Below are 22,100 nucleotides of genomic sequence, written 5' to 3'. Positions count from 1 at the left end.
CTGGACTACCATAATTTGACGAAAAAAAAAGAAAAAAGTTGCAGCCGCAGACCGCCTTTTTTCTTGGTTCAGATGTTTACATACAGTTGCTTGTTATTTTTAATTAAATGTTCAAAGTCGCTGGCGGGGATCGGCTTACTGAATACATTGCCTTGAATCTCGTCACAGCCTTGAGCAATCAGGAAATGAAGTTGGTCCATGGTTTCTACGCCTTCCGCCAATGACTTGATCTTTAATTGACGGGACATGGCGATCAAGGCCGTTACAATCGCAGCATTGTCTTCATCGGAAGAAATATCCCGAATAAACGATTGGTCGATTTTCAGCGTATGTACATGGAACCGTTTCAAATAGCTTAAGGAGGAATATCCGGTGCCGAAGTCATCAATGGAGAGGCGTACGCCGAGCACCTTCAGCTTTTGCAGGGTCTCGATAATGTAAGGGACGTTATTCATCGCTACATTTTCCGTGATTTCCAGACAGAGCCGATCGGGGGCCAAGCCGGACTCTTGCAGGGTATCCATCACCGTCTGCACAAAATTCGACTGGTGAAACTGTATCGCTGAAATATTGACAGATACGACCAGAGGGGGGAGGCCCTTTTGCTGCCACTCTTTGTTTTGCATGCACGATTGCTTCAAAATCCAGTTGCCGATCGGTATGATCAGACCGGTTTCCTCGGCCAGCGGAATAAATTCCGTGGGGGATACCATGCCCCAATCGGGGTGCTGCCAACGGACGAGAGACTCCATGCCGATCACGGACCCATGGCGAAGATCAACGATCGGTTGATAATAAATTTCAAACTCTCCGCGCTCCAGGGCTTTGCGCAAATGCACCTCAAGGTTCAAACGGTGCAAGGATCGCTTGTTCATATCCGGGTGGTAATAATGATATGAATTTCCCCCTTTCTCTTTGGAACGGTACATGGCGATATCCGCATTTTTTAAAAGGCTCTCCACTTCGGTGCCGTCCTGCGGGTAAATACTGATGCCGATGCTGGACGTGACAAAAAGCTCGTTGTCCTCAATAACGAACGGTTCCTTGAGCAAATCCGATATTCCTCCGGCAAACTGCGCAGCTTCTTCCGCTTGAGTCACATCCGTAAGAAGAATGATAAATTCGTCACCGCCGAAGCGGGCGACGATGTTTTCGCCTTTAACATATTCCTGAAGCTTACGGGCCAGCATTTGAAGCAGCTGATCTCCGATATGATGTCCGAGCGTATCGTTAATGACTTTAAAGCGGTCCAGATCAAGAAAAATAACCGCCATCATCGAACCGGTGCGCTGCGCTTCTTCAAAATAGTCCTTCAGCTTCTCGTCGAACATCGTGCGGTTAGGCAGGTTGGTCAACGAGTCATGGTAGGCCATGTGCAAAATTTTTTGCTCTGCTAGCTTGCGTTCATTTACGGCACGAATGGTAGCATATGAACGGAGCAGCTGGTAATCGTTGGTTTCGCTTGTGATTTTGGTGAACAGTTTCTCATGCAGCGTAGGATTATGCTCTGCGGAAGCGGAATTGGATGTTTTAATTAGCTGTATCGCATTCTCGATGTGTTCTTTGTGAATTCTTGCGGCGGATGCGGTTATATGGCTTGCCCGGTTTGATGTCAGATACACCAGGCCTTTTTTGGAGTCGTATCGATCGACATGATTCATATTCACGATATTGGTGCTGTCCAGCTGGCGAAATCCGTCCTCGAATAACCATTCTTCTAAGTTGTCAAAGGAAAAATCCAAATAGTACTGTTCGTCTTTGGTATGAACGATGACTTCGCGGTCCCGAATGCGGTCGATCTTGATTACATCGGATGCATCGACTACAAGTGCCTCGGAACCCCTTTTGCCATCGCGAGTAACGGGAATTTTCTGCATGAATGTTCAGCTCCATGGAAAAGGATGAGGCTGACGCGCCATGGCCCGTCAGCCCTAAAGTGCTACGATGTTCTTATTTTTTCAAGAGTTCTTGCGGAGTTTCCGGACGATTCGCAATGATGGTGTTGGTGAAAACAAAGAATGAAGCAAGTACTACAGCAACGCTATTAGCTACTTTTGCCATTTTCAGTTTCATTGTACCACCTCCTTTCCATTAATTTAAACAAGAAGTATCCCGGCTTGGTCAAAGTAACGGACTGTGCAAAAAAAACGGCGGATAAAAGGGAGGATTGAAAGTAAAAATTGCTGCCTATAAATATTAAACATATGATTTTTAAGTAAAGGTAGTTTTTGGGATCGATGCGGCTTATATTTTCCAACCCTTCCGGTGCCTTGATCAAAAAAATTATGAAGCTGAGTATATTAAGAATCAACCCGGTATGAAAGTAAGCGTAATCGATATGGGCCAAGGAAGTTAAAATCGTCAAGGAAAAGATGCAACACCCCAGCGAGGAACTGAGGTGAGCGCCGCCGCTCAAGTATCTAAGGAACAAAAAAGAAAAAATCGTTATAACCGCCTCGGGCAGGCGGCCCGTAAACGTACAGATGATTAAAGTCGCAGCAATAGCCAGGGATGTATTGATCAATAAACTGAGCGAATAAAACAGAACTTTCTCGGATGCGGCATCGGCATAATTATTTCGGATTGCTTTTGCTATGCTCATTGCTGAGCGATCGATCAAGTTCATCTCTCACAGGCCTTTCATAAGTTTCTCTAATGATTTTTTTGTTGTGAATATAAGCGACATATATACCAATCAGAAAGATGAAGGCAATAAAAGTAGAACTTACAATATTCATAGAATGATTGTAAAAAGAGATCAATTCGAGCTGAGCTAGGACAATGCTCAAAACTAAAAAAGCCGACAAGATAAAATTATATCCTTTAAGTGCCGTGCGGGATGCCAAATACTTGGTTTTAAACAAGAATCCGATCTTTCTTCTTTGCAGAGGATAGATGATCAAACTGATGATGAATGCGGTAATCAATTGTATAGAACCGAGCACCGCAACCGACTGCTGAATTTGTACCGGGTCAAATAACCCCAGCTTGATGCCGGAAAGCATGACGGCGGATTCGATAATGACTCCGGCGATAAAACCGGTTACACTGACAAGAAGAGAGTAGAAAAAGGGAATTCTGTAAATGATCATGATTAATATGATTTCAGCAGACAGGGCGGAAATTACGGCAAAAGTGCCTAACTCGACGATATCCCTGAAATAAAACGTGATCAAAGACATGATGAATGCGGTACCGTATATCTTATGTAAATAGTAATAATACTGAAAACGAAACATCGTTAGAGAGAGCACGATCATAGCGCTTAGTTCGATGGAGGAAAGAAATACTTTTATAGCAAAACTCATTGGAATGGGCTCCCTTGTCTTCTATTCTATAGGGTAATTAGAACTTGGTACATAGTTAAATAGACTCATGCTGATCCATGTTCATTATTGTTGTATAAAATTTACTTGTATTTTAGTTTAATACACTTTAAGTAGGGTGACAAGCGAATTATGTCGAATTTTGCTGATAACTTGAATCTCTCCCTATATTGATTTATGTACTGGAATCAAGGCGCATAATGTGCGATTCTATTGTGCGCAGGACAGGAGTGCAAAAAGTAATGAAGAAAAACAACAGGTTCGCAGTGCCGATTGGCTTATAAATAACCGGGACTTAAGAACCATCCGTTTTGATCATAAAAAATGCGCATTTGAGTTTTGAACCTAGTCATCCGACAATTCCTTTTCATAAAAAATGCGTATGATCCCGATCAACAGCAGCACAGAAAACAATTGAATGACCGCAGTTTCGGCCTTCCAATAAAATATGGAGGATACGGTTAGGGTAATGATCAACAGACCGGTACTCATGATAAAAAACATGGCTTTGTGAAAGCGGGGGTGAATGTGGTCTTTGCAGTTAATATGAAAGGGCACGAATGAAAAGCCGAGTCTGAATTTTTTAAGGATACAGGCGGCGGACAAATTCAGCAAGAACAAAGAAATGACGGGCATCGTCATGCTTTCCTGCGCGATCTTATAAAAATCTTCTGAAGTAAGCCGACTAATCATCAAGAAGAATCCCAGTTCCGTTGTAGTATCCACCAGATAGACCACTACACTAACGATCAAAGCGTATATAAAACGAAGTCTGAAAATCATGTAAAAGCATAAGATAACAAAAAGAGGCTGCAAAATTAAGCCTATGACCGAATGTGTCGTTTGGACAAAAACGGATATAAGCGTCAGTACAACAGCGCTGACAACAATCTGTTTCCGGTATTCTTTAAGCCGCTGACGAAACACTGCCAAAGCTAACACAATCATCGACAGCCAACATATAAAAAATAAGGGAACTAAATATAACACCCTCATAATATACCAACTTTCCTTGGGTAGTTACTTGGACATTGTATTGAAGTAAGGATGCTCCAATGGTTTATGGCTCTCGCTATATGCTTAGCGCCCAAACATGGAAAACAAGCCCGCAGCACATGATCGCGCAGACGGGCCAGTAGGCGGCGGTTGTATGAAGATTAAACGATTCAGATCAGGGCAGGGTAAACGTATCCCGTGATGTCTCTCATCTTATGTCTGCCCATTACTGCCAGCGCCGGTTTAAGTTAAATGTGTTTGTTGGCTGCGGAAAACGTCGGGGTGTTTCCGCTTTTGCCGAATGAAAATTCAAGGCTCTTCTCGGTATTGGCCGCTACTTTGCGGGCAATCAGGTCGTGATACTTTTTCTGCCGGATCGCAGAGATGGTTACGCGGGGGCCGGTGCCGTCTTCATGAAAAAAAAGCAGTCCCTTACGTTCGTCATACTTGCGAATGTGATTTAGATTAACATACAGATCGGTATCCATTTTCTTGAAGTCGTTTTCTTCCAGTTCGTCTAAAAACGTGCTGAAATCCAGCAGCGAATCGATGCTATGGACAATGTTCGAGCCCTCTGTATGATAAGTGATGTCCTTCCTGCCGATTTCGATAAAATACACGTGATTGAGATCCATATCCAATCGGTTGCCGTTGGATTGCGAATCGGTATCGCCGCCCGGCAGATGTCCCGCTTTGATCATCAATTCCGTATAAGAATAACCGTATGCAGCCGAGAGCTTCTTCAGCGTATCGGGCGAAGGGGTGATTTTGTCGTTGGTCGAACGGTTTCGTTCCAGTTCCAAATCTCTGATATAAGCATGAGAAAGACCGCTTTTCTTAGCCGCTTCTCTCAAAGACATGGATCCTCGAAGACCTTCAAGAAATTTTCCAAAATCAGGAATAGGACGTCCCATCCCGGTTCACTCCTTTCTAGTACTTAATTGTAATGGACAAATGCGGGAAAAGAAATAGTTTTCTTTACATTGCGCCATCTGACAAAGTATCCCTTGACGGTTTGTAATATCGATACTACATTAGATGTAGCAGTCTTTTTCAGTGTGAAGGGGGAGAATCACTATTGCGAGATAAAATAATGAGTCGTTGGAGTACATATGAACCCTTCCATGTACCATTTAACGGATATAAAATAGCCGACATCGTAATCACCAGCCACGCACAAAACCGGTGGTCCGAGCGTGTGGAAGACGAAAAGGGCGGAATTGAGCATATTTGCAGTTTTTTATGGAATAAATTGAAGTACGGCGGAATTCAACCGTATTATGCGAATGAGAAGGACGTTTATCTCATTGACGAGGACCTGGTGATGGTATCAGAGTTTGTCGAAATAAAAGATGAGATCGACATTGCCGGCAACCCTTTGCACAAAATGATCGTAGTGACGTTTCTTGGCCGCGTCTCTCAAGACATTCAGCTTCGTGATTTGAAGGCGTATTATTCATGGCTTAGGCACAGCCGAAGAATGACTCTTGTGAAGAACGGAAGAAAGAAAAGATAATGAAAACCGGTGTTCAGAGGCCGGCCTGCGGGCCGGCCTTTTTTGGGGTATCTCTGCTTTTCGGTGTAGAGAAAGAACGGTGAAACCAGCGAGCTGTGCCTGAACGGGCCAGGCTCGCTGGTTTGTTTCTGCGGAATGAGCGGACTTTCGTAAGATGGAACACCTCCGCCGGTTCTGATATGATGAGATTAATAGAAGGGAGAGAAAGAGTTATGAATTGGAGGAACACCATCCGCGAGAACGGGCTGCATCTTTCCTGGTTCGTGGCGTTGACCGCCACCCTCGGCAGCCTGTATTTTTCCGAAATTCTGCATTACATTCCATGCAAGCTCTGCTGGTATCAGCGTATTTTGATGTATCCGCTCGTCATTATCCTGGGCATTGCTGCCGTTCGCAAGGAACGACATATGTACATATATGCGCTCCCTATGTCCATTTGGGGCGCCGGCATCTCGCTTTATCATTATTTGATGCAAAAAACATCATGGTTTACAAGCGGCGCGCAAGCCTGCGGTCCGATTCCATGCGATGTCGACTATGTGAATTATTTCGGATTTATCACCATTCCTTTTATGGCATTAACCGCATTTGTAATCATTGCTGTTCTGCAGATTTTGATGTGGGCCGCAGAACGCAAATAAAGGGCGCATTCGTGGAGAGCAGCGGGTTTGGGTTTTCTTTGGACAAGGGGTCTGTTAATATAGAATAACTTGTGCGGTTACAGTATACGCCAGGTACCAATTGTTTCCTTCATTCATAGACTGGAAAAGCATACATCGTTTCAACACACCAACATAAAGGAAGCGAAAACACGTGCAGCAAGCGATAGCCATACTGGATTCAGGGGTTGGAGGATTGACCGTGGTCAAGGAGGTCATGCGTCAATTGCCGCAAGAAAAGATCATTTACTTCGGGGATACGGCCCGTACACCGTACGGCCCGCGGCCTGCGGAAGAGGTATTGATTTTTACCCGCCAGATTGTCGATTATTTGCTTCAATTTCATCCCAAAATGATTGTTATCGCCTGCAATACGGCAACGGCGGTAGCTCTTGAAGAGATTCGCAGCAGACTGCCGATCCCCGTCGTCGGTGTGATTCATCCGGGGGCCCGGGCAGCGATCAAAACGAGCAGGAATTTGAGAGTCGGGGTCATCGGTACCGAAGGCACCATCAAAAGTCGTGCTTACGAGTACGCTCTCCGCCAAATATCGCCACAAATTCAGGTAATCTGCCAGGCTTGCCCATCGTTCGTACCGCTGGTGGAGCAGGGTCTGTTCCATGCTGAAGAGACGCGGAAGGTTGTGGCGGATACATTATCCGAGCTGAGGAAGAAGCCTATAGACTGTTTGATCTTAGGTTGTACGCACTATCCTTTTCTTTCCGATATCATCTCCCAGGTTATGGGACCCAACGTGACTCTGATCAGTTCTGCGGACGAAACGGCCAGAGAAATCAGCACGATCTTGTATCATAAGGGGAAACTTGCGACCACGGGTACCGTACCCGTACATCAGTTCTTTTGCAGCGGCGACCCGGTATTGTTCAGGAAGATCGCCCAATCATGGCTGAACGAGCATATTAAAGTAACGCCTGTGGTTTGGCAGGTTCCGAATATTATCTAATTCCCGTTCATATGCATTAGCTAGGCTATCGGCCCTTTATAAGCGGATAGGCATTTGAACTTGAAGGGGGAAATGAGATGATATTCCCTTATACGGTGCGGTATGGAAAACCGTTATTCCGGTTGGCCGCGAGGAAAGGCGGGAACGTGGCGGACCGGATCGCGGCAAATCCGGGCGGTGATCCGCATCGCCCTTGTATCTGTATCGGACAAACCGTTGCTGTGGCGCCTGGCAGGACGATGGAAGCCGTGGATACGGCCAACCCCTATGATTATGAGCGCATGATGGAGGATTTGGGGCTCTTGAAGCAAAGGTATCCGTTCCTGGCGGTCGAATCGATCGGCCGGAGTGTGCTTGGAAAGACCATTCCCTCCATCCGTATCGGATCAGGACCCGCGGAGGTGCACTATAACGGTTCATTTCATGCGAATGAATGGATTACAAGCCTGCTGTTGATGAAGTTCATTGAGGACTACGCTTCAGCCTATGTGAATGGTGCGCCGCTTGGAGCATGGGATGTACGGTCGCTGTTCGAACAAACGTCGCTTTGGATCGTACCTATGGTGAATCCGGACGGAGTGGAGCTTGTCTTGCGGGGCCTTTCAAGGGAAAACCCCTATTACAGGCAGCTGATGGAATGGAACTGCGGATTGCAGGATTTCTCGGGCTGGAAGGCCAACATCCGCGGCGTTGATCTCAATGACCAGTTCCCCGCGCACTGGGAGATCGAGCGCGACCGCCGCGGCGTACCCGGGCCGGGCCCGCGGGATTATACCGGTATGGCTCCCCTGTCGGAACCGGAAGCTTTGGCGATGGCGGAATTTACGAAAAGCCGTAACTTTCAACTCGTCGCGGCGCTGCATACGCAGGGGAAAGAAATCTATTGGAATTACCGCGATCTGGAGCCCCGTGAATCGGAAGCGATAGCATGCCGATTGGCCAGCGTGAGCGGATATGAAGCGGTTAAGCTCCATGGCAGCGATGCGGGATACAAGGATTGGTTTATTCAAGAGTTTCGGCGTCCCGGCTTCACTGTGGAAGCCGGCCTCGGGGTTAACCCGCTGCCCGTTTCACAGTTTGGGGAAATGTATCGCGAAATCGCTCCTTTACTTCTGGAGGGGCTGGCGTCGGTTTCCATCAAATCGTAAATGACAAATCCTATCCTTTCGTCAAGGGGCAAGCCGGCTCTGTTATGACAGATGCCGGCTCGTCTTTTTTTGCTGCATGCTGTTGGGTGAATGCCGGGCATTTGGTGTATAATGGAATATAGAGCTGGGAGAGCACTAGGAGGAGAGAGCATCATGTGGAGACGATTATTATCGGTAAGGCGCTGGGCGCATGTGTTCCGCAGGATTGTGCCGCTTCTGCGCTCTTCGCGAATTCCTTTCCGTGAGAAGCTGTTGTTCGCCGTTCCGGCACTGGTGTATTGGATCATACCTGACGTGCTGCCGGCGCTGCCTATTGACGATGTGGCCGTCATCATGCTGCTGATGAACTGGTTCACCGAACGGGCAGAGCGCAAATATGGCGCCTAACCGGCAAGAGCCGCCCAAGCGGGCGGCTCTTGCCGTTATGCCTAACGGGAGGCACCGGGGTCTTGTTCATATTCTTCAGCAGGCATGCGAATCCATCTTTTCAAGTATCCCTGCTCATACAGCGCTTTAATCAGAATGATCAGAATCGGCGATAAAATCAAACCCGCGACCCCAAAAAGCGAAAGTGAAATGATGATAAACGCCAGCATGGTAAAGGCCGATACGCCGAGCGAATCACCGGTAATTTTGGGCTCAAGGATTTGTCTCGTTGTAATGACAACGGCAAGCAGCACCGACAGCCAGATCCCCAGCGTTGTTTGTCCGACGATGAACAGGTAGATGATCCACGGGATGAACAGCGTAGATACGCCGAGAAGCGGCAGCACGTCAAATACCGCCGATAAAAGCGCGATGGAGAAAGCGTTCTTCACATCCAACAAGAGCAGCGATATGAAAACGACGATAAACGTCAGCGTGATCAGCTTGGCCTGTGCCTTGATGTAGGTGACGATTCCCTTCAATACGTTTTCGCGCAGAAAATGGAACGCCTTTTTAAAGGTTTTGGGCGTTTTCTCTTCAGCCATACGCTTCCATGATTCGATTTCGATGCTTAAGAAATAGGCCAAAATGATCCCGATGGCGAAATTAATCAAAAAGGTTGAAACCGAGGTTAATGCCGTAAAAGTTCCCGTAAGAAAACCGGTGACGAATTGGGTTATTTTACCGGTGATGACCGTCGAATATTCTTTGGCCTGTTCAATCAGATCCTGGATAGGCAGCGGACCCAGGTAATTCTGAAGAGCTTCGGACCGCTGAATGATTTCCCTTTCCATGACGGCCGTATATTCGGGAAACTTATCTTTAAGGTGTAAAATCTGCGTTGTAAAAATGGCGCCGAGTCCGGTAATCGCCCCAAGGATAACCAGAATAAACAAAATGGTCGAGATGCCGGAAGCAATCGATTTCTTGAGCCCTCTGCGGTGCAGAAATTTCGCGAGCGGCTCGATAATCATGTAAATGACGAACGAAAAGAAAATCGGCGTGGCGATCCGATACAAGAGACTGAAGATGTACATAAACAAATACACCGTCAAAATCAGGAGCGCAATATCGAAGATGGTTTTGTAATATTTGCGGTAAAAACTAATCATTCGGTCACCTCGGACTTCGTCAATCCTCTGCGGCTTGCGCACACCATTTGGCGGCCCAGAGCTTCATCTCTTTTAACATGCGGTGCAAATCCTTGCCTTTGGGTGTAAGCTTGTACTCCACGGTAACAGGAACCGTCGGATAGGCGGTCCGTTCCAATACGCCGTTATCCTCCAGGTGACGAAGCGTGTCCGTTAACGATTTGGGGCTGACGGATTTGATTTTGCGCTGAAGCTCGCCAAACCGTTTGGTACCGCCGAACAATTCGCGAATGACGAGAAATGACCATTTGCCTCCGATAACATCGAGCGCTTTTTCGATGGAGCACTCGATATGAACCGGCTTCACCGGAATAGAACTGCTGGACTGACGCTGTTTGAGCTGCTCGTTTTCCCGCATGGACATGGTTCTCATCCTTTCCGTATGGCTATGTCTGTGTAGGTGCCGAGAGGCAGTAACCTTGTGGTAAGTAATGATATGAAAATGTAATAATATCCGAATTTTTTCACTCCTTTCCATTTTATATAACAAGCCATAGAATAGCAAATGCAGCGGCGATACCGTTTGATAGGGAGAAAGCGCGTATGAAAAGGGTGAAGCCGGTTCCCGGCTGGACGCAGCTGCGTGAGATCATGATACGTGAAAGTTGCTTTCACCACCAAGTTTCTATACAATAAGGTGAAAACGATAAGTGCTGGGAGATGGAAATCATGAAATGCAAAATTTCGCGCAATGCCGCCAAAGTGCTTTTGGCCGAAATAGAGAAAGAGGAAGACAAAGAATTGAAGCTCCGCGTATACGTGACGCATTCACACGGAGATCATGCGCATTACGGTATGAAATTGGACAAGCCTACGGAAAACGATGTCGTCGTCTCGACCGACAAAGGCATCGATGTGATTCTTCAGAAGGACGAGCCGTTTTTGGACGGTATTCGCATCGATTACTTCTATGTGCCTGAGGAAGGCTTTTCGGTGACCAATCCGGGCAAAGGCAACCACGGCGACCACTGATTGTTTAGCGGGTTCCGCAATGGGTTAATGCAATAGAAAGGAAGCCCCCGTATGGCCAACGATATACGTATTTGCGATAAATGCAAGCATATGAGATTAAAAACGGCTTTGCCCAAGCTGCAGAAGCTGGCCCCCGACGCAGAAATCAAGGTGGGGTGCAAATCGTACTGCGGGCCCTGTTCGCGCTTTGCCTTCATCTTCGTCAATGGCCGGTACGTTACCGGCAAGACGGAGGACGAAGCGATCGAAAAGGCCAGTAAATATGTGAAGTGACTTCATAGCGGATACCTACGCGCTTATGTTCAGGTCAGGTCCTGACCGCAGGTTGCTGCGGGTTTATAAGCGTTTCGGAGTCCGCTTTTTTTCTTTATCATCCGTCTTTTTAAGGAGTTAAGTACCTCATCATTTTGGCCCGTATCGGTTCCTTATAGGAGAAATTGGGCTGTTATATATTGAAAATAGTTCCAAAGACTCAATATATTTGGTGAAAATAGGAATTTTGAATTATGTATCTCTTAGGTCTTATCTTTTATTCTTAAGGAAATGAAGTTCATTTGAAGACATTATTCGAGCAAACTCGATAAAGGCAAACCAGGCGAAAGCCTGGGCACGCAAAGCTATAGGGGCTAAAGCGCTGATTCCGGCGCCAAGCCAGCCAGTTGCCGAAGGTAAGGAGCGACGCATCCATTTGCTACTCCTGTACCCGTAGGTTGAGAGTCTCTTTGTTTTTGAAAAAGGAGTGGAAACGGATGCAGGGTCAGGATCGGAGCATCATGTCAAGAAAAGGCTTTTACACGAAAGTAGGGAATGATTTCGTAGGCGTGTTTTTGTCGAACGAAGGTCCGAAAATGTTCATTAACCGTGAGGTTTACGAACTGATGGCGCCGTGCTGGGACGTCGAAATGGTTAAGGGGCGCAGCCATCAGATCGTGAATTTTTACTGGTGCGGCGAAGTCAAGCTGTCTGTAAGATGCGAAGCGGATAATGACATATTCATGCCGCTATTCGATTATTTGAGCTGCAGGGAGTCTCTGGTTCGTCACGCCTGATTGCCGGAATAGAAGAATAACCGATATCGCAAAAAGAACCGCGGATAAGGCGAAGTGCCTTTGAAGCGGTTCTTTTGCATGCTTATATGATATGTCCGGGCTGCTTCAGCATAAACATGGAAAGATGAAGAAGCTTAAGACGATCACAGTACGGCAAGGTCCCGAATGTTATTGTTCGGAAGGAGCCGCCTTGTTGCTGCGCCAACCGTATAAACCGCCGGGGGCGAAATATTGGTAAAGACTGCATTCGATGCGGCCGTTGAACAGCTTGCGTTTCTTGTCGGTTTTACGGCCCATATGATGCTCAAGCTGTTTGTTCGGGCTCAGGATGAAGGCGGACCATGTAGGCAGCTGCCCGTATAAATGGCTGAACTGGCGAATAGCCCGTTCCGCTTCACCGTGGTCGCCCAGACGTTCGCCATACGGCGGATTCGTAATGATACATCCGTAATCTCCCCGCGGCATGACCTTGGCAACCGGGAGCACCTGCAGGGTCAGCTCCTTTGCCAGGCCGGCCGCCTTCGCGGCGGCCAAAGCGACATCGATCGCTTTCCGGTCGATATCGGAGCCCGTAATCTGGAGCGGGATGTCATCCTTTACAAGATCGTAAGCTTCTTCGCGGGCTTGAGACCATAATTCATTAGGAATGAGCGGCCACTTCTCGGCGTTGAAGCTGCGTCTTAAGCCCGGGGCCAAATTCCATCCGATCATTGCGGCTTCGATGGGTATCGTGCCCGATCCGCAGAAGGGGTCATAGAGCGGGCGTTCGGCCTGCCACCGGCTCAGCAGGACCAAGGCTGCGGCCATGGTTTCTTTCAGCGGGGCTTCCGTGACCAGCTTGCGGTAGCCGCGCTTGTGAAGTCCGGGGCCGGTTGTGTCCAGCGTCAATGTAGCGATGTCGTTGAGCAGCGACACCTCGATGACGAAGCGGCCGCCGGTTTCGCGGAACCACTCCGTACCGTACCGCCGTTTCATGCTTTCGACGATCGCTTTCTTGACGATACCCTGGCACGCGGGAACACTGGACAGCTGTGACTTGTGCGACCGTCCTTCCACAGGAAACTCCCCGTCCTCGGGAATCCAGTCCGGCCAAGGCAGCGCCTTGACGCCTTCAAACAGCTCGTCGAAAGTAGCGGCTTTGAATTGGCCCATCTTGACGAGTACGCGGTCGGCCGTGCGAAGCCACAAATTGGCGCGGCATATGGCTAAATAATCACCTACGAACGTTACGCGTCCGTTCTCAACCGTGACTTGATCGTAGCCGAGATTGCGCACTTCTCTGGCTACAACGGCCTCGAGCCCCATAGGGGAGGTGGCGATGATTTCAATGGAATCTGACGACATGTTGAACTCACTCCGTATCTGTTATGAAAGGGAAAACTCCGAATATCAGCAGGTTGAACTAAGTCTGGAAAAGCCATACAATTAATTAGTATAGGCGATTGACGGTGATTATACAATGACACAAAGCCATTATGGCGGGTATTGGCGCCGCATTGCAGGGTTTCGCCTATTGGCGCAAACCATCGTGCATGGGCGCGGGCCGGCCCAAAACGGGAAGGAAGGAAAACCATGACAACATCAATAACGGCAGAGCAGTACCTGGAAGGATTTTTTGAACCGGATGAGCTGTTGGAGCGGGTTAATGAAGGCATCCGGGCCAACGATATGCCGGAAATCTCGGTAGCCGCCGGTTACGGGCGGCTTTTGACTATGCTTGTGCGCATTACAGGGGCCAAAGAGGTGCTGGAGATCGGAGCGCTTGGGGGATACAGCGGAATTTGTCTGGCACGGGGGCTGCCGCATGACGGTAAACTGGTCTCGCTGGAGTTGAAGCAGGAATATGCGGATCTGGCTTTCAAGCATGTAAGCGAAGCAGGATTTGGCGGGAACGTGGAGTATCGGATCGGTGAGGCGCTGGACAGTCTGAAGGCGCTCGATGCGGAGGGACGGAAGTTCGACCTGTTTTTTATTGACGCGGATAAAGGCAATTATCCGAATTATCTGGAATGGGCGATCAAGCTGGCCCGGCCGGGGGCTATCATCCTGGGCGACAATTTGCTTATGCGCGGGAAAGCCGTAAACCCGGAGGCAAAGGGGAATGCGGTTACCCAAATGAGGCTGTTTACGGAAGCGGTGGCTCGGGATCCCAGGCTCGAAGGCGTGCTGCTGCCTGCCTACGACGGTTTAGCCATAGCAAGGGTGAGGGAATAATCATTATAAGAGGAGCCGTTGTTTTCATATCTTGTTAGGGAAACAGGAACATGCTGCTTTCCATGCGTTTCCATCGATAGGAGGATGAGAAGTTTGACACAGGTGCGGTTAGAAAAAGATTTTCTGGGCTCCAGGGAGGTTCCGGTTCAAGCTTACTATGGCATTCAGACGCTGCGGGCAGTGGAGAATTTTCCGATCACCGGTTATAAAATTCATTCCGAATTGATTCGCGCGATGGGGATGGTGAAGAAAGCCGCCGCCACCGCCAATATGGAAATCAAACAGCTGAATCCGCGCATCGGGCAGGCTATCGTTCAGGCGGCAAAGGAAATTGTTGAAGGGCAGTGGCACGATCAGTTTATTGTCGATCCGATTCAAGGAGGAGCAGGCACTTCGCTGAACATGAATGCGAACGAAGTGATTGCCAATCGGGCGATCGAGCTTTTGGGCGGAACGAAAGGGGACTATTTCATGGTCAGCCCGAATACCCACGTCAATATGGCTCAATCGACGAACGACGCGTTCCCAACAGCCATCCATATCGCGGCCCTCTCCTCCATTCAGAAACTGCTTGAAACGATGCGCGAGCTGCATGCCGTTTTCGTGGAAAAAGCCCGGGCATTTGACGGGGTTATCAAGATGGGGCGGACGCATCTGCAGGACGGGGTCCCGATCCGTCTCGGTCAAGAATTCGAAGCCTACGCAAGGGTGCTGCTTCGGGATATCGAACGCATTACGCATTCCCGGCGGCACTTGTATGAGGTCAACATGGGAGCCACGGCGGTTGGAACCGGACTCAACGCAGACCCGAGATATATTGTCCGCGTGGTCGAGCTTCTGGCGGAAGAAAGCGGGCTCCCGCTGGTCACCGCCGAGCATCTGGTCGACGCCACCCAAAACACGGATGCGTATACGGAGGTTTCCTCGGCTTTGAAGGTGTGCATGATCAATATGTCCAAAGTCGCCAACGATCTTAGATTGATGGCATCCGGGCCGCGGGCCGGCCTCGGTGAAATTATGCTGCCGCCCCGTCAGCCCGGATCTTCCATCATGCCGGGCAAGGTTAATCCGGTGATGTGTGAGGTCGTCAATCAGGTAGCGTTCCAGGTGATCGGCAACGACCACACCATTTCGTTGGCTTCCGAAGCAGGACAGCTCGAGCTGAATGTGATGGAGCCGGTCCTGGTGTTCAATCTGCTGCAATCGATCAGCATGATGGATCAGGTGTTTCAGGTGTTTAACAAGCACTGTCTGCAGGGCATCGATGCCAATGTGGAACGCTGCCGTGAATACGTGGAAAAAAGTGTGGGAGTGATCACTGCGCTGAATCCCCATCTCGGTTACGAGACGGTGGCGCGCATTGCCCGCGAAGCTATTGTGACCGGACGCTCCGTGCGGGAATTATGCCTGCTGTACGATGTGCTCAGGGAAGAGGAATTGAATCTGATTCTCGATCCTTATGAAATGACCAATCCCGGGATTGCGGGGGCCTCTTTATTGACCGATAAGACAGAGTAAATGAGAAAAAGACTTGGCCTGTACACCGGCCAAGTCTTTTTTAGCTCCTGAAAGACCCGGACATTCCAATCCTAACGCAGCCTCTTTTTGTTTCTACCTGCCCTCCCGATACCCCAGTTCTTGGGAAATTTCCCGCGTAATCTGCAAAAGCTCCCGGACCCACTGCTCCTGATAAGGCGTCATACGGTCGGTTGGCCCGATGACGCTGACAGAGGCCGGCACTTTACCGTAAGCGTCGAAAATGGGGGCCGCAATCCCTGTCGCCCCTACGTTACGCAGATTGGAGCTGATCTCGTAGCCGTTTTTCCGGATTTCCTCAAGCCGGTCTTGCATCATTCGCGATTCGGTAATGGAATAAGGCGTGAATGTAATTAAATCGTCGGCCAGCACCTCATCGATAAACTCACGGTCATGAAAAGCCAGTATCGCTCTGGCTGCGGAAGTGGCATACAAGGGAAATCTCCGGTATTCCTCCGCGTTGAAACGAATGGGATGCTTCGAATCGATTTTGTCCACATAGATTGCATCTTTGCCGTCGATAATACACAGGCAAACGAGTTCCTTCGTCTTTTCCGAAAGTCTTTGCAAGTAGGGCTTGGCGAAATCCACCAGATTATGATTCTTCAACACCTTGTTTCCAAGCTCCAATAGAGTATATCCTAGCGAGTACTGTTTGTTTAAAGGGTTTTGCTTGATAAACCCCTCGCTTTCGAGCGTCATTAACAGCTTATGTACGGCGCCTTTGGATAGCTCAAGCTTTCGGCTTAATTCGCTCACACCGAGCTCTTTGGGTGAATTCAAAAATATTTTCAGCAGTTTGCAGCTATTTTTGACCGAAGATAAATAATTGTCCATAGTAAATGTGCTCCTTATGTTGATAATAAGCTTGGATTCATAATGAAATTAGAGTTAGTGTAACACAAACCGAGAATTCTTCCCATATCCTTCAAATTATGTGATGTAATCTTCCATGGAAGAGAGTTTTTTTAAAAAAGAGTATTGCACAACCTAATGCTGCATGCTAAAATCACAATATGTTTTACACATAGAAAACGTCGTTCTCATATAGAGAACGATAACACAACAAAAGGAGGAAAATCAATGAACAAAAAAGCGGGGATATTGGCAGTATTGACTTTGTGCGGAACGGTATTGGCAGCATGCGGTTCTTCGACCAAGGAAAACCCGGCTCCCGCCGCAGGGACGGGGGGACAGGACCAGTCTGCGGCGGCTGTGGAAAAAAAGCTGGTTGTCGCCGGTAACGGGGCAACGGTTGAGCAGCTGATGAAAGACGAAGTGTTCAAGAAATTCAATGAAAAGTATCCTGACGTGAAATTAACTTATGTAGCCGGCGTGGCTACGGAAATTGTGGCAAAAGTCAAAGCGCAAAAGGCTTCTCCTCAGATCGACGTTACGGTAATCGAAGCAGGCGAGCAGGAAGCGGGCCGTGTAGAGGGTTTGTGGGAACCGATTACAGAAAAAGATGTCCCATCGATTTCCAAAGTGTCGCCTGAGCTCAAAGTCAATGAAAACAGCGGCGTAGCCGTCAACTTTACACCGATGGGCATTTCGTATAATGCCGCCCTTGTGCAATCCAAAGGCTTGCCGGTGCCTGAATCCTGGAACGATCTTGCCAGGCCGGAAATGAAGGGCAACCTTACGTTGAGCGAAATATCCAGCAACTTCGGCCGTTCGGCGCTGATCATGCTGTCCTATGCCAACGGCGGTTCAGAGAAGGATATGGAGCCCGGATTCAAAAAATTAGAAACCATTGCAGGCTATATGCCCACATTTGCCAAAAATGCGGCTCAATTGCAGCAGAACCTGCAAAATCAAACCGCAGCTTATACCGCATGGACGATGGCCCGCAGCTTAGTGCAGAAAGACGCCGGGCTCGACCTCCAATTCGTCATTCCGAAGGAAGGCTCCAATCTGGTTCCGACGGTAGCCTCCGTTGTCAAGGGAACGAAAAGCCCGAACGCAGCCAAGCTGTTCGTAGAATTCCTTCTGTCCGATGAAGTACAAACCTCGTTTGCCACAAAGCTTTATTATAACCCGGCAACAAATGTCAAACTTCCGGACGATATTTCTAATAAGCTGAAGGTTGATATGAGCAAAGCCGTGAAATTCGATTATGCCGTTCTTAGCAGCGAATCTTCCAAATGGCTCGATCGCTTCAACAAAGAAATCGCACCAAAAGTAGGGAAATAGGTGATCCTCGTGTCGAAAATGATTGATGTAGAATTGAAAGGCGTTCAGAAAAAATTCGGTTCCAATGTGGTTGTAGAAAATTTCAACCTGCAGGTGGAGCAGGGAGAATGCGTCTCTTTCCTCGGTCCTTCGGGATGCGGCAAAACGACTACGCTCAACATGATTGCCGGCTTCCTTGAGCCAGATCAGGGCGAACTCATCATTAAAGGAAAGAAAATGAATGGCGTTCCATCCAATAAAAGAGAGCTCGGCATGGTGTTTCAGACGTACTCCTTATTTCCGCACATGACGGTATTTGAGAATGTAGCCTACGGCCTCAAGCTGCGCAAAACGCCGAAGACGGAAATTCAAGAGCGCGTGAAAAAGGTGCTGGAGCTTGTGAAGCTGCCGCATGTGTCGGACCGTTATCCGAAGCAATTATCGGGCGGTCAGCGCCAGCGGATTGCTATAGCAAGAGCGCTTGTGACCGAGCCTTCCCTGCTGCTGTTGGACGAACCGCTCAGCAATCTGGATGCGAAGCTCCGCGAAGAGCTGCGCGACGAGTTAAAGCGTTTGCAGCAGGAGATCGGCGTGACGACGATTTTCGTAACGCACGATCAGGAGGAAGCGATGTACCTGTCGAACCGGATCGTTGTACTGGACCACGGTAAAGTGGAGCAAATCGGCAGCCCGTGGGATATTTACAATTTGCCTGCATCAGAGTTCGTTCATACCTTTATTGGCAAATCGAACCGGTTGAACGGTACCGTTTTATCGGCTTCGGAGAGAGACGGAATCGTTCTGAGGACCAATGAAGGACTAGAGCTTCGTGCGTCATTTAAAGGCCGGACATTCCAGTCCGGAGAGGCGGTATCGATCTATGTGCGTCCGGAGAAAATTGCCTTTTCTACAGGTACAGGGGGAGGCTTGCAGGCGGAAAGCCGCAATGAAGCACAAGGACGCATAGGCCAGATCTCGTTCCTGGGTTCCTACGCGGAAAGTGAAGTCCTGCTCGGGAATACGGTCATCCATGTGCGTATGCCTTCGGACAGCCAGAACCGTATATGGACGGCCGGCGATACAGTGAACTTGCAGTGGAAGCCGGAGGATGTATTCGTATTCCCGGGAAAGGGGAATGGGGCTCATGGGTAAAGGCGCTTTGTCCTCTGTGCGTTCGGCCGCTTTCCTTCTTGCTCCGAGCCTTGCCGTCGTGGCAGGCGTATTCCTGCTGCCGATGCTGTATATTCTTATGCTCAGCTTCCAGGATGGTGAAGGACAATTTTCATTCGAGAATTATGCGCTCCTTGTCCAGGATCCCTATTATCTGCAAATTTTGTGGAGAACGGTCAAATTGGGGCTGCTGACGGTATTGGCCTGTCTCATTTTAGGCTATCCGGTCGCCATGTATATGGCTAAGTGCTCGGGCAAAATGCGCGGTTTGATCACGTTCCTGATCATCTCCCCTCACTTGATCAGCGTAGTCATCCGAAACTTCGGCTGGGTCATCATTCTGGGGGAAAAGGGCTGGATTAACAACACGCTCATGCAGCTCGGTCTGATCGATCAGCCGATCAAGCTGCTGTATAACGAGCTTGGCGTTGTCATCGGCTTGACCGATTCGCTGATCGTTTACATGATTCTGGCGATCGCCACCAGCATGTATCAGATCGACGAATCGCTGTATAAGGCGGCCGGAATTCTCGGCGCCGGCAAATTGCGCACATTCTTTACTGTGACGCTTCCGCTCACGCTGCCCGGCATCATGGCGGGAACGACTCTCGTGTTCAGCTTGTCGATGAGCTCATTTGTGACACCTGCTCTGATGGGCGGTACGTCCGTCAAGGTACTGCCTGTGATCGCCTATGAGAAAATTATGGCTCAGATGAACTGGCCGCTCGGTGCTGCGCTTGCGTTCCTGCTGCTCGGATCGACGATTGCGCTTGTCACTTTGTTTACCCGGCTTATGGAGACAAAGCGGTATAAAGAGGTGTTTTCTTCATGATCAAACGAATCACTCCGCTGGGAGTCATCACCTTTTTCGTCGTTTTGTTTGTGATCTCGCCGCTGCTGATCATTATTCCAACCTCTTTAACGTCGGCAAAGTATCTTTCTTTTCCGCCGGTCGGTTTTTCTTTGGACTGGTATGAAAGAATATTCGACCGCCCCGAATTTGTCGAATCCTTCTGGTTCAGTCTGCAGCTTGCGGCACTTTCGGCTGTGCTTTCAACCTTGATTGGAACGATTGCCGGTCTAGCCTTGCATAAGTACAAGTTTCCCGGAAAAGACGTCATTAACGGACTTTTGCTGTCGCCGCTTACCGTGCCGGCGCTGATCATCGGCATTGCGGCTTTGCTCTTCTTCACGAGGATCGGACTGGCGGGCACCTTCACCGGCCTCCTGTTGGCGCATATCTTAATTTCGATTCCCTATGTCGTGCGCCTGGTGCTGACAGGACTCAGCTCCTTCGATTATACCCTGGAGCGTGCCGCATACATTCTGGGCGCGAAGCCGATCAACGTCTTTTGGGATATTACGATGCCGATCATTAAACCGGCTATTTTGTCGGGAGCGATTTTCGCCTTCTTGACCTCCTTTGACAATGTCACGGTGTCTCTCTTTCTGGTCTCACCGACGACGACAACGCTCCCGATGGCGATATTCAGCTACATGCAGGAAACACTTGACCCGCTTGTAGCCTCGATTTCATCGGTCGTCATTTTATTAAGTCTTGTATTTATTATTTTATTGGAACGTGTGTACGGTTTGGACCGGCTGTTCGGTTCGAAATCGCATTCGCACTAACGGAGATGCTGCTTTGGTGAAGTTACAGACAATAAAAGAACAAATTGAAGGGTATATGCCTGACATTCTCCGATTGCTGGAGGAGAGTGTGAATATCGATTCGCCGTCTACAGACAAGCGGCAGAACGATTTGATGGCCGACTGGTTTACGCGTCAATTTCAACGGCTGACCGGAGGCAGGGTCATTCGGGTTCCGAACGAAACGTATGGCGACCGCCTTTTGTGCGAAGTCGGAAGCGGGGAAAAACAGATTCTTCTGTTGGGTCATTACGATACCGTTTGGCCGCTGGGAGAAGCTGCCCGAAGGCCGTTCCGCATCGAGGACGGGCGAGCCTACGGTCCCGGCGTTTACGATATGAAGGCCGGTTTGCTGCAGGCCATATTCGCACTTAAAGCGCTGTTGGACTCCGGACGGTTTCCAGAGGATAAGAAAGTCGTACTGCTCATGAACAGCGACGAAGAGCTGGGAAGTCCGACGTCCCGTGCTTTGATCGAGGAGCAGGCGAAACTGTCGGCTGTCGCTTTCGTATTGGAGCCGCCGATGGAGCCAAGCGGTGCGCTCAAGACGTCCCGCAAAGGCAGCGGACGCTATAAGCTTGCGGTACAGGGCATCTCGGCGCATGCCGGGGTAAATCCGGAGAAAGGCGTATCTGCCATTCATGAGCTGGCTTGTCAGATTCAGCGTCTTCATGCGCTTACGGACCTTTCGCGGGGGACCACGGTGAACGTCGGCGTGATCCGGGGCGGTATCGGGAGCAATGTCGTTGCGGAGCATGCTGAAGGAGAAATCGATGTGCGCGTGGCTACCTCAGCCGAAGCGGAGCGCATCGAAGCGGAGCTTGCCCGGCTTATTCCGGCGCTCCCTCAAGCCCGGCTTACGCTTACCGGCCGGATGATGCGCCCTCCGATGGAACGTACCGACCGTACGGCGGCCCTGTTCGCCTTGGCGCAGGAAATCGCCCGGACGGATCACGGACTCGAACTGGCGGAGACACATACCGGCGGTGTGAGTGACGGAAACTTCACCGCCGCCGTCGGCACACCGACGCTGGACGGTTTGGGCGCAAGAGGCGACTTTGCCCATTCTCCGGATGAATACGTCCGGATTGACGAGATACCGCTGCGCACCGCGTTGCTGGCCGAGCTCATCCGGCGCTGCTAAAGTCTTA

Annotated in this window: 25 protein-coding genes and 1 riboswitch; of the genes, 15 read left to right on the top strand and 10 right to left on the bottom strand. The window is 49.3% G+C overall.

What is annotated here, in order from left to right:
• Nucleotides 1-68 precede the first annotated feature (68 nt).
• From NR121_RS14890 to NR121_RS14870, 6 genes are all read right to left on the bottom strand, one after another.
• Nucleotides 69-1,877, bottom strand: a complete 1,809-nt coding sequence (locus NR121_RS14890) for a putative bifunctional diguanylate cyclase/phosphodiesterase (RefSeq protein WP_062407076.1) — start codon at nt 1,875-1,877, stop codon at nt 69-71.
• A 73-nt stretch (nt 1,878-1,950) separates the two neighbouring features.
• Nucleotides 1,951-2,073 (bottom strand): cyclic lactone autoinducer peptide, encoded by a 123-nt coding sequence (locus tag NR121_RS14885; RefSeq protein WP_137669923.1) that lies wholly within the window; start codon nt 2,071-2,073, stop codon nt 1,951-1,953.
• Nucleotides 2,045-2,602, bottom strand: a complete 558-nt coding sequence (locus NR121_RS25360; RefSeq protein WP_062407078.1) for an accessory gene regulator ArgB-like protein — start codon at nt 2,600-2,602, stop codon at nt 2,045-2,047. Before NR121_RS25360 ends, NR121_RS14885 begins: the two co-directional genes overlap by 29 nt.
• On the bottom strand, nt 2,574-3,308 hold the full coding sequence (locus NR121_RS14880; RefSeq protein ID WP_054819071.1) for a hypothetical protein: 735 nt from the start codon (nt 3,306-3,308) through the stop codon (nt 2,574-2,576). The genes NR121_RS25360 and NR121_RS14880 overlap by 29 nt, the downstream gene beginning before the upstream one ends.
• A 363-nt stretch (nt 3,309-3,671) precedes the next feature.
• Nucleotides 3,672-4,274 (bottom strand): hypothetical protein, encoded by a 603-nt coding sequence (locus NR121_RS14875; protein ID WP_256831403.1) that lies wholly within the window; start codon nt 4,272-4,274, stop codon nt 3,672-3,674.
• Nucleotides 4,275-4,570: 296 nt separating this feature from the next.
• A complete protein-coding gene (locus tag NR121_RS14870) occupies nt 4,571-5,236 on the bottom strand; it encodes a helix-turn-helix domain-containing protein (RefSeq protein ID WP_054819073.1) in 666 nt (221 codons plus the stop codon).
• Nucleotides 5,237-5,400: 164 nt separating this feature from the next.
• Between NR121_RS14870 and NR121_RS14865 the strand changes: the two genes are divergently transcribed.
• The 5 genes from NR121_RS14865 (at nt 5,401) to NR121_RS14845 (ending at nt 8,996) form a co-directional block, all read left to right on the top strand.
• Nucleotides 5,401-5,838, top strand: coding sequence for a hypothetical protein (locus NR121_RS14865; protein WP_062407082.1), 438 nt, complete (start codon nt 5,401-5,403; stop codon nt 5,836-5,838).
• Nucleotides 5,839-6,050: 212 nt separating this feature from the next.
• Nucleotides 6,051-6,479, top strand: a complete 429-nt coding sequence (locus NR121_RS14860) for a disulfide oxidoreductase (protein WP_054819074.1) — start codon at nt 6,051-6,053, stop codon at nt 6,477-6,479.
• A 172-nt stretch (nt 6,480-6,651) separates the two neighbouring features.
• Entirely contained in the window at nt 6,652-7,461 is an 810-nt protein-coding gene (gene racE / locus NR121_RS14855) for a glutamate racemase (protein WP_054819075.1), read from the top strand.
• Between the two features lie 77 nt (nt 7,462-7,538).
• Nucleotides 7,539-8,609 carry a M14 family metallopeptidase gene (locus tag NR121_RS14850; protein WP_256831401.1) on the top strand — a complete coding sequence of 357 codons (1,071 nt, stop codon included), beginning with the start codon at nt 7,539-7,541 and terminating at the stop codon, nt 8,607-8,609.
• A gap of 153 nt (nt 8,610-8,762) precedes the next feature.
• Nucleotides 8,763-8,996 carry a hypothetical protein gene (locus NR121_RS14845; protein WP_054819076.1) on the top strand — a complete coding sequence of 78 codons (234 nt, stop codon included), beginning with the start codon at nt 8,763-8,765 and terminating at the stop codon, nt 8,994-8,996.
• A gap of 41 nt (nt 8,997-9,037) precedes the next feature.
• On the opposite strand, the gene ytvI is transcribed toward NR121_RS14845, so the two are convergent.
• Both ytvI and NR121_RS14835 read right to left on the bottom strand, forming a co-directional pair.
• On the bottom strand, nt 9,038-10,147 hold the full coding sequence (gene ytvI / locus NR121_RS14840) for a sporulation integral membrane protein YtvI (protein ID WP_054819077.1): 1,110 nt from the start codon (nt 10,145-10,147) through the stop codon (nt 9,038-9,040).
• Between the two features lie 19 nt (nt 10,148-10,166).
• Complete coding sequence (locus NR121_RS14835; RefSeq protein WP_054819078.1) at nt 10,167-10,550, bottom strand: winged helix-turn-helix transcriptional regulator; 384 nt, start codon at nt 10,548-10,550, stop codon at nt 10,167-10,169.
• Nucleotides 10,551-10,855: 305 nt separating this feature from the next.
• Here NR121_RS14835 and NR121_RS14830 point away from each other — a divergent pair, with 305 nt between their 5' ends.
• From NR121_RS14830 to NR121_RS14820, 3 genes are all read left to right on the top strand, one after another.
• Nucleotides 10,856-11,158 (top strand): hypothetical protein, encoded by a 303-nt coding sequence (locus NR121_RS14830; protein ID WP_054819079.1) that lies wholly within the window; start codon nt 10,856-10,858, stop codon nt 11,156-11,158.
• Nucleotides 11,159-11,209: 51 nt separating this feature from the next.
• Complete coding sequence (locus NR121_RS14825) at nt 11,210-11,431, top strand: YuzB family protein (protein WP_054819080.1); 222 nt, start codon at nt 11,210-11,212, stop codon at nt 11,429-11,431.
• A 302-nt stretch (nt 11,432-11,733) separates the two neighbouring features.
• A riboswitch (cyclic di-GMP riboswitch) is annotated at nt 11,734-11,825 on the top strand.
• Nucleotides 11,826-11,907: 82 nt separating this feature from the next.
• Nucleotides 11,908-12,207, top strand: a complete 300-nt coding sequence (locus NR121_RS14820) for a hypothetical protein (RefSeq protein WP_054819081.1) — start codon at nt 11,908-11,910, stop codon at nt 12,205-12,207.
• Nucleotides 12,208-12,375: 168 nt separating this feature from the next.
• Here NR121_RS14820 and NR121_RS14815 read toward each other — a convergent pair whose 3' ends face one another.
• Nucleotides 12,376-13,551: a THUMP domain-containing class I SAM-dependent RNA methyltransferase gene (locus tag NR121_RS14815; protein ID WP_062407088.1), complete on the bottom strand. Its 1,176-nt coding sequence runs from the start codon at nt 13,549-13,551 to the stop codon at nt 12,376-12,378.
• 228 nt (nt 13,552-13,779) lie between these two features.
• Between NR121_RS14815 and NR121_RS14810 the strand changes: the two genes are divergently transcribed.
• Nucleotides 13,780-14,421, top strand: a complete 642-nt coding sequence (locus tag NR121_RS14810; RefSeq protein ID WP_054819082.1) for an O-methyltransferase — start codon at nt 13,780-13,782, stop codon at nt 14,419-14,421.
• Nucleotides 14,422-14,505: 84 nt separating this feature from the next.
• Nucleotides 14,506-15,939: an aspartate ammonia-lyase gene (gene aspA, locus NR121_RS14805; protein ID WP_054819083.1), complete on the top strand. Its 1,434-nt coding sequence runs from the start codon at nt 14,506-14,508 to the stop codon at nt 15,937-15,939.
• A 93-nt stretch (nt 15,940-16,032) separates the two neighbouring features.
• On the opposite strand, the gene NR121_RS14800 is transcribed toward aspA, so the two are convergent.
• Nucleotides 16,033-16,794: an IclR family transcriptional regulator gene (locus NR121_RS14800; protein ID WP_062407090.1), complete on the bottom strand. Its 762-nt coding sequence runs from the start codon at nt 16,792-16,794 to the stop codon at nt 16,033-16,035.
• A gap of 246 nt (nt 16,795-17,040) precedes the next feature.
• On the opposite strand from NR121_RS14800, the gene NR121_RS14795 reads away from it, so the two are divergent.
• The 5 genes from NR121_RS14795 to NR121_RS14775 are packed head-to-tail and all read left to right on the top strand — an operon-like array spanning nt 17,041 to nt 22,093.
• On the top strand, nt 17,041-18,150 hold the full coding sequence (locus tag NR121_RS14795) for an extracellular solute-binding protein (RefSeq protein WP_174350858.1): 1,110 nt from the start codon (nt 17,041-17,043) through the stop codon (nt 18,148-18,150).
• Nucleotides 18,151-18,159: 9 nt separating this feature from the next.
• Entirely contained in the window at nt 18,160-19,281 is a 1,122-nt protein-coding gene (locus NR121_RS14790) for an ABC transporter ATP-binding protein (RefSeq protein ID WP_256831399.1), read from the top strand.
• Nucleotides 19,274-20,131 carry an ABC transporter permease gene (locus tag NR121_RS14785; RefSeq protein WP_256831398.1) on the top strand — a complete coding sequence of 286 codons (858 nt, stop codon included), beginning with the start codon at nt 19,274-19,276 and terminating at the stop codon, nt 20,129-20,131. The genes NR121_RS14790 and NR121_RS14785 overlap by 8 nt, the downstream gene beginning before the upstream one ends.
• Nucleotides 20,128-20,931, top strand: a complete 804-nt coding sequence (locus NR121_RS14780) for an ABC transporter permease (protein ID WP_054819085.1) — start codon at nt 20,128-20,130, stop codon at nt 20,929-20,931. Before NR121_RS14785 ends, NR121_RS14780 begins: the two co-directional genes overlap by 4 nt.
• A gap of 55 nt (nt 20,932-20,986) precedes the next feature.
• A complete protein-coding gene (locus tag NR121_RS14775) occupies nt 20,987-22,093 on the top strand; it encodes a M20 family metallopeptidase (RefSeq protein ID WP_256831408.1) in 1,107 nt (368 codons plus the stop codon).
• Nucleotides 22,094-22,100: the final 7 nt, after the last annotated feature.

Source organism: Paenibacillus sp. Pae15, assembly GCF_024519685.1.
GTDB lineage: Bacteria > Bacillota > Bacilli > Paenibacillales > NBRC-103111 > Paenibacillus_G > Paenibacillus_G naphthalenovorans.
The sequence above is the reverse complement of the archived record's forward strand: the minus strand, read 5'-3'. Positions and strand labels throughout refer to the sequence as shown.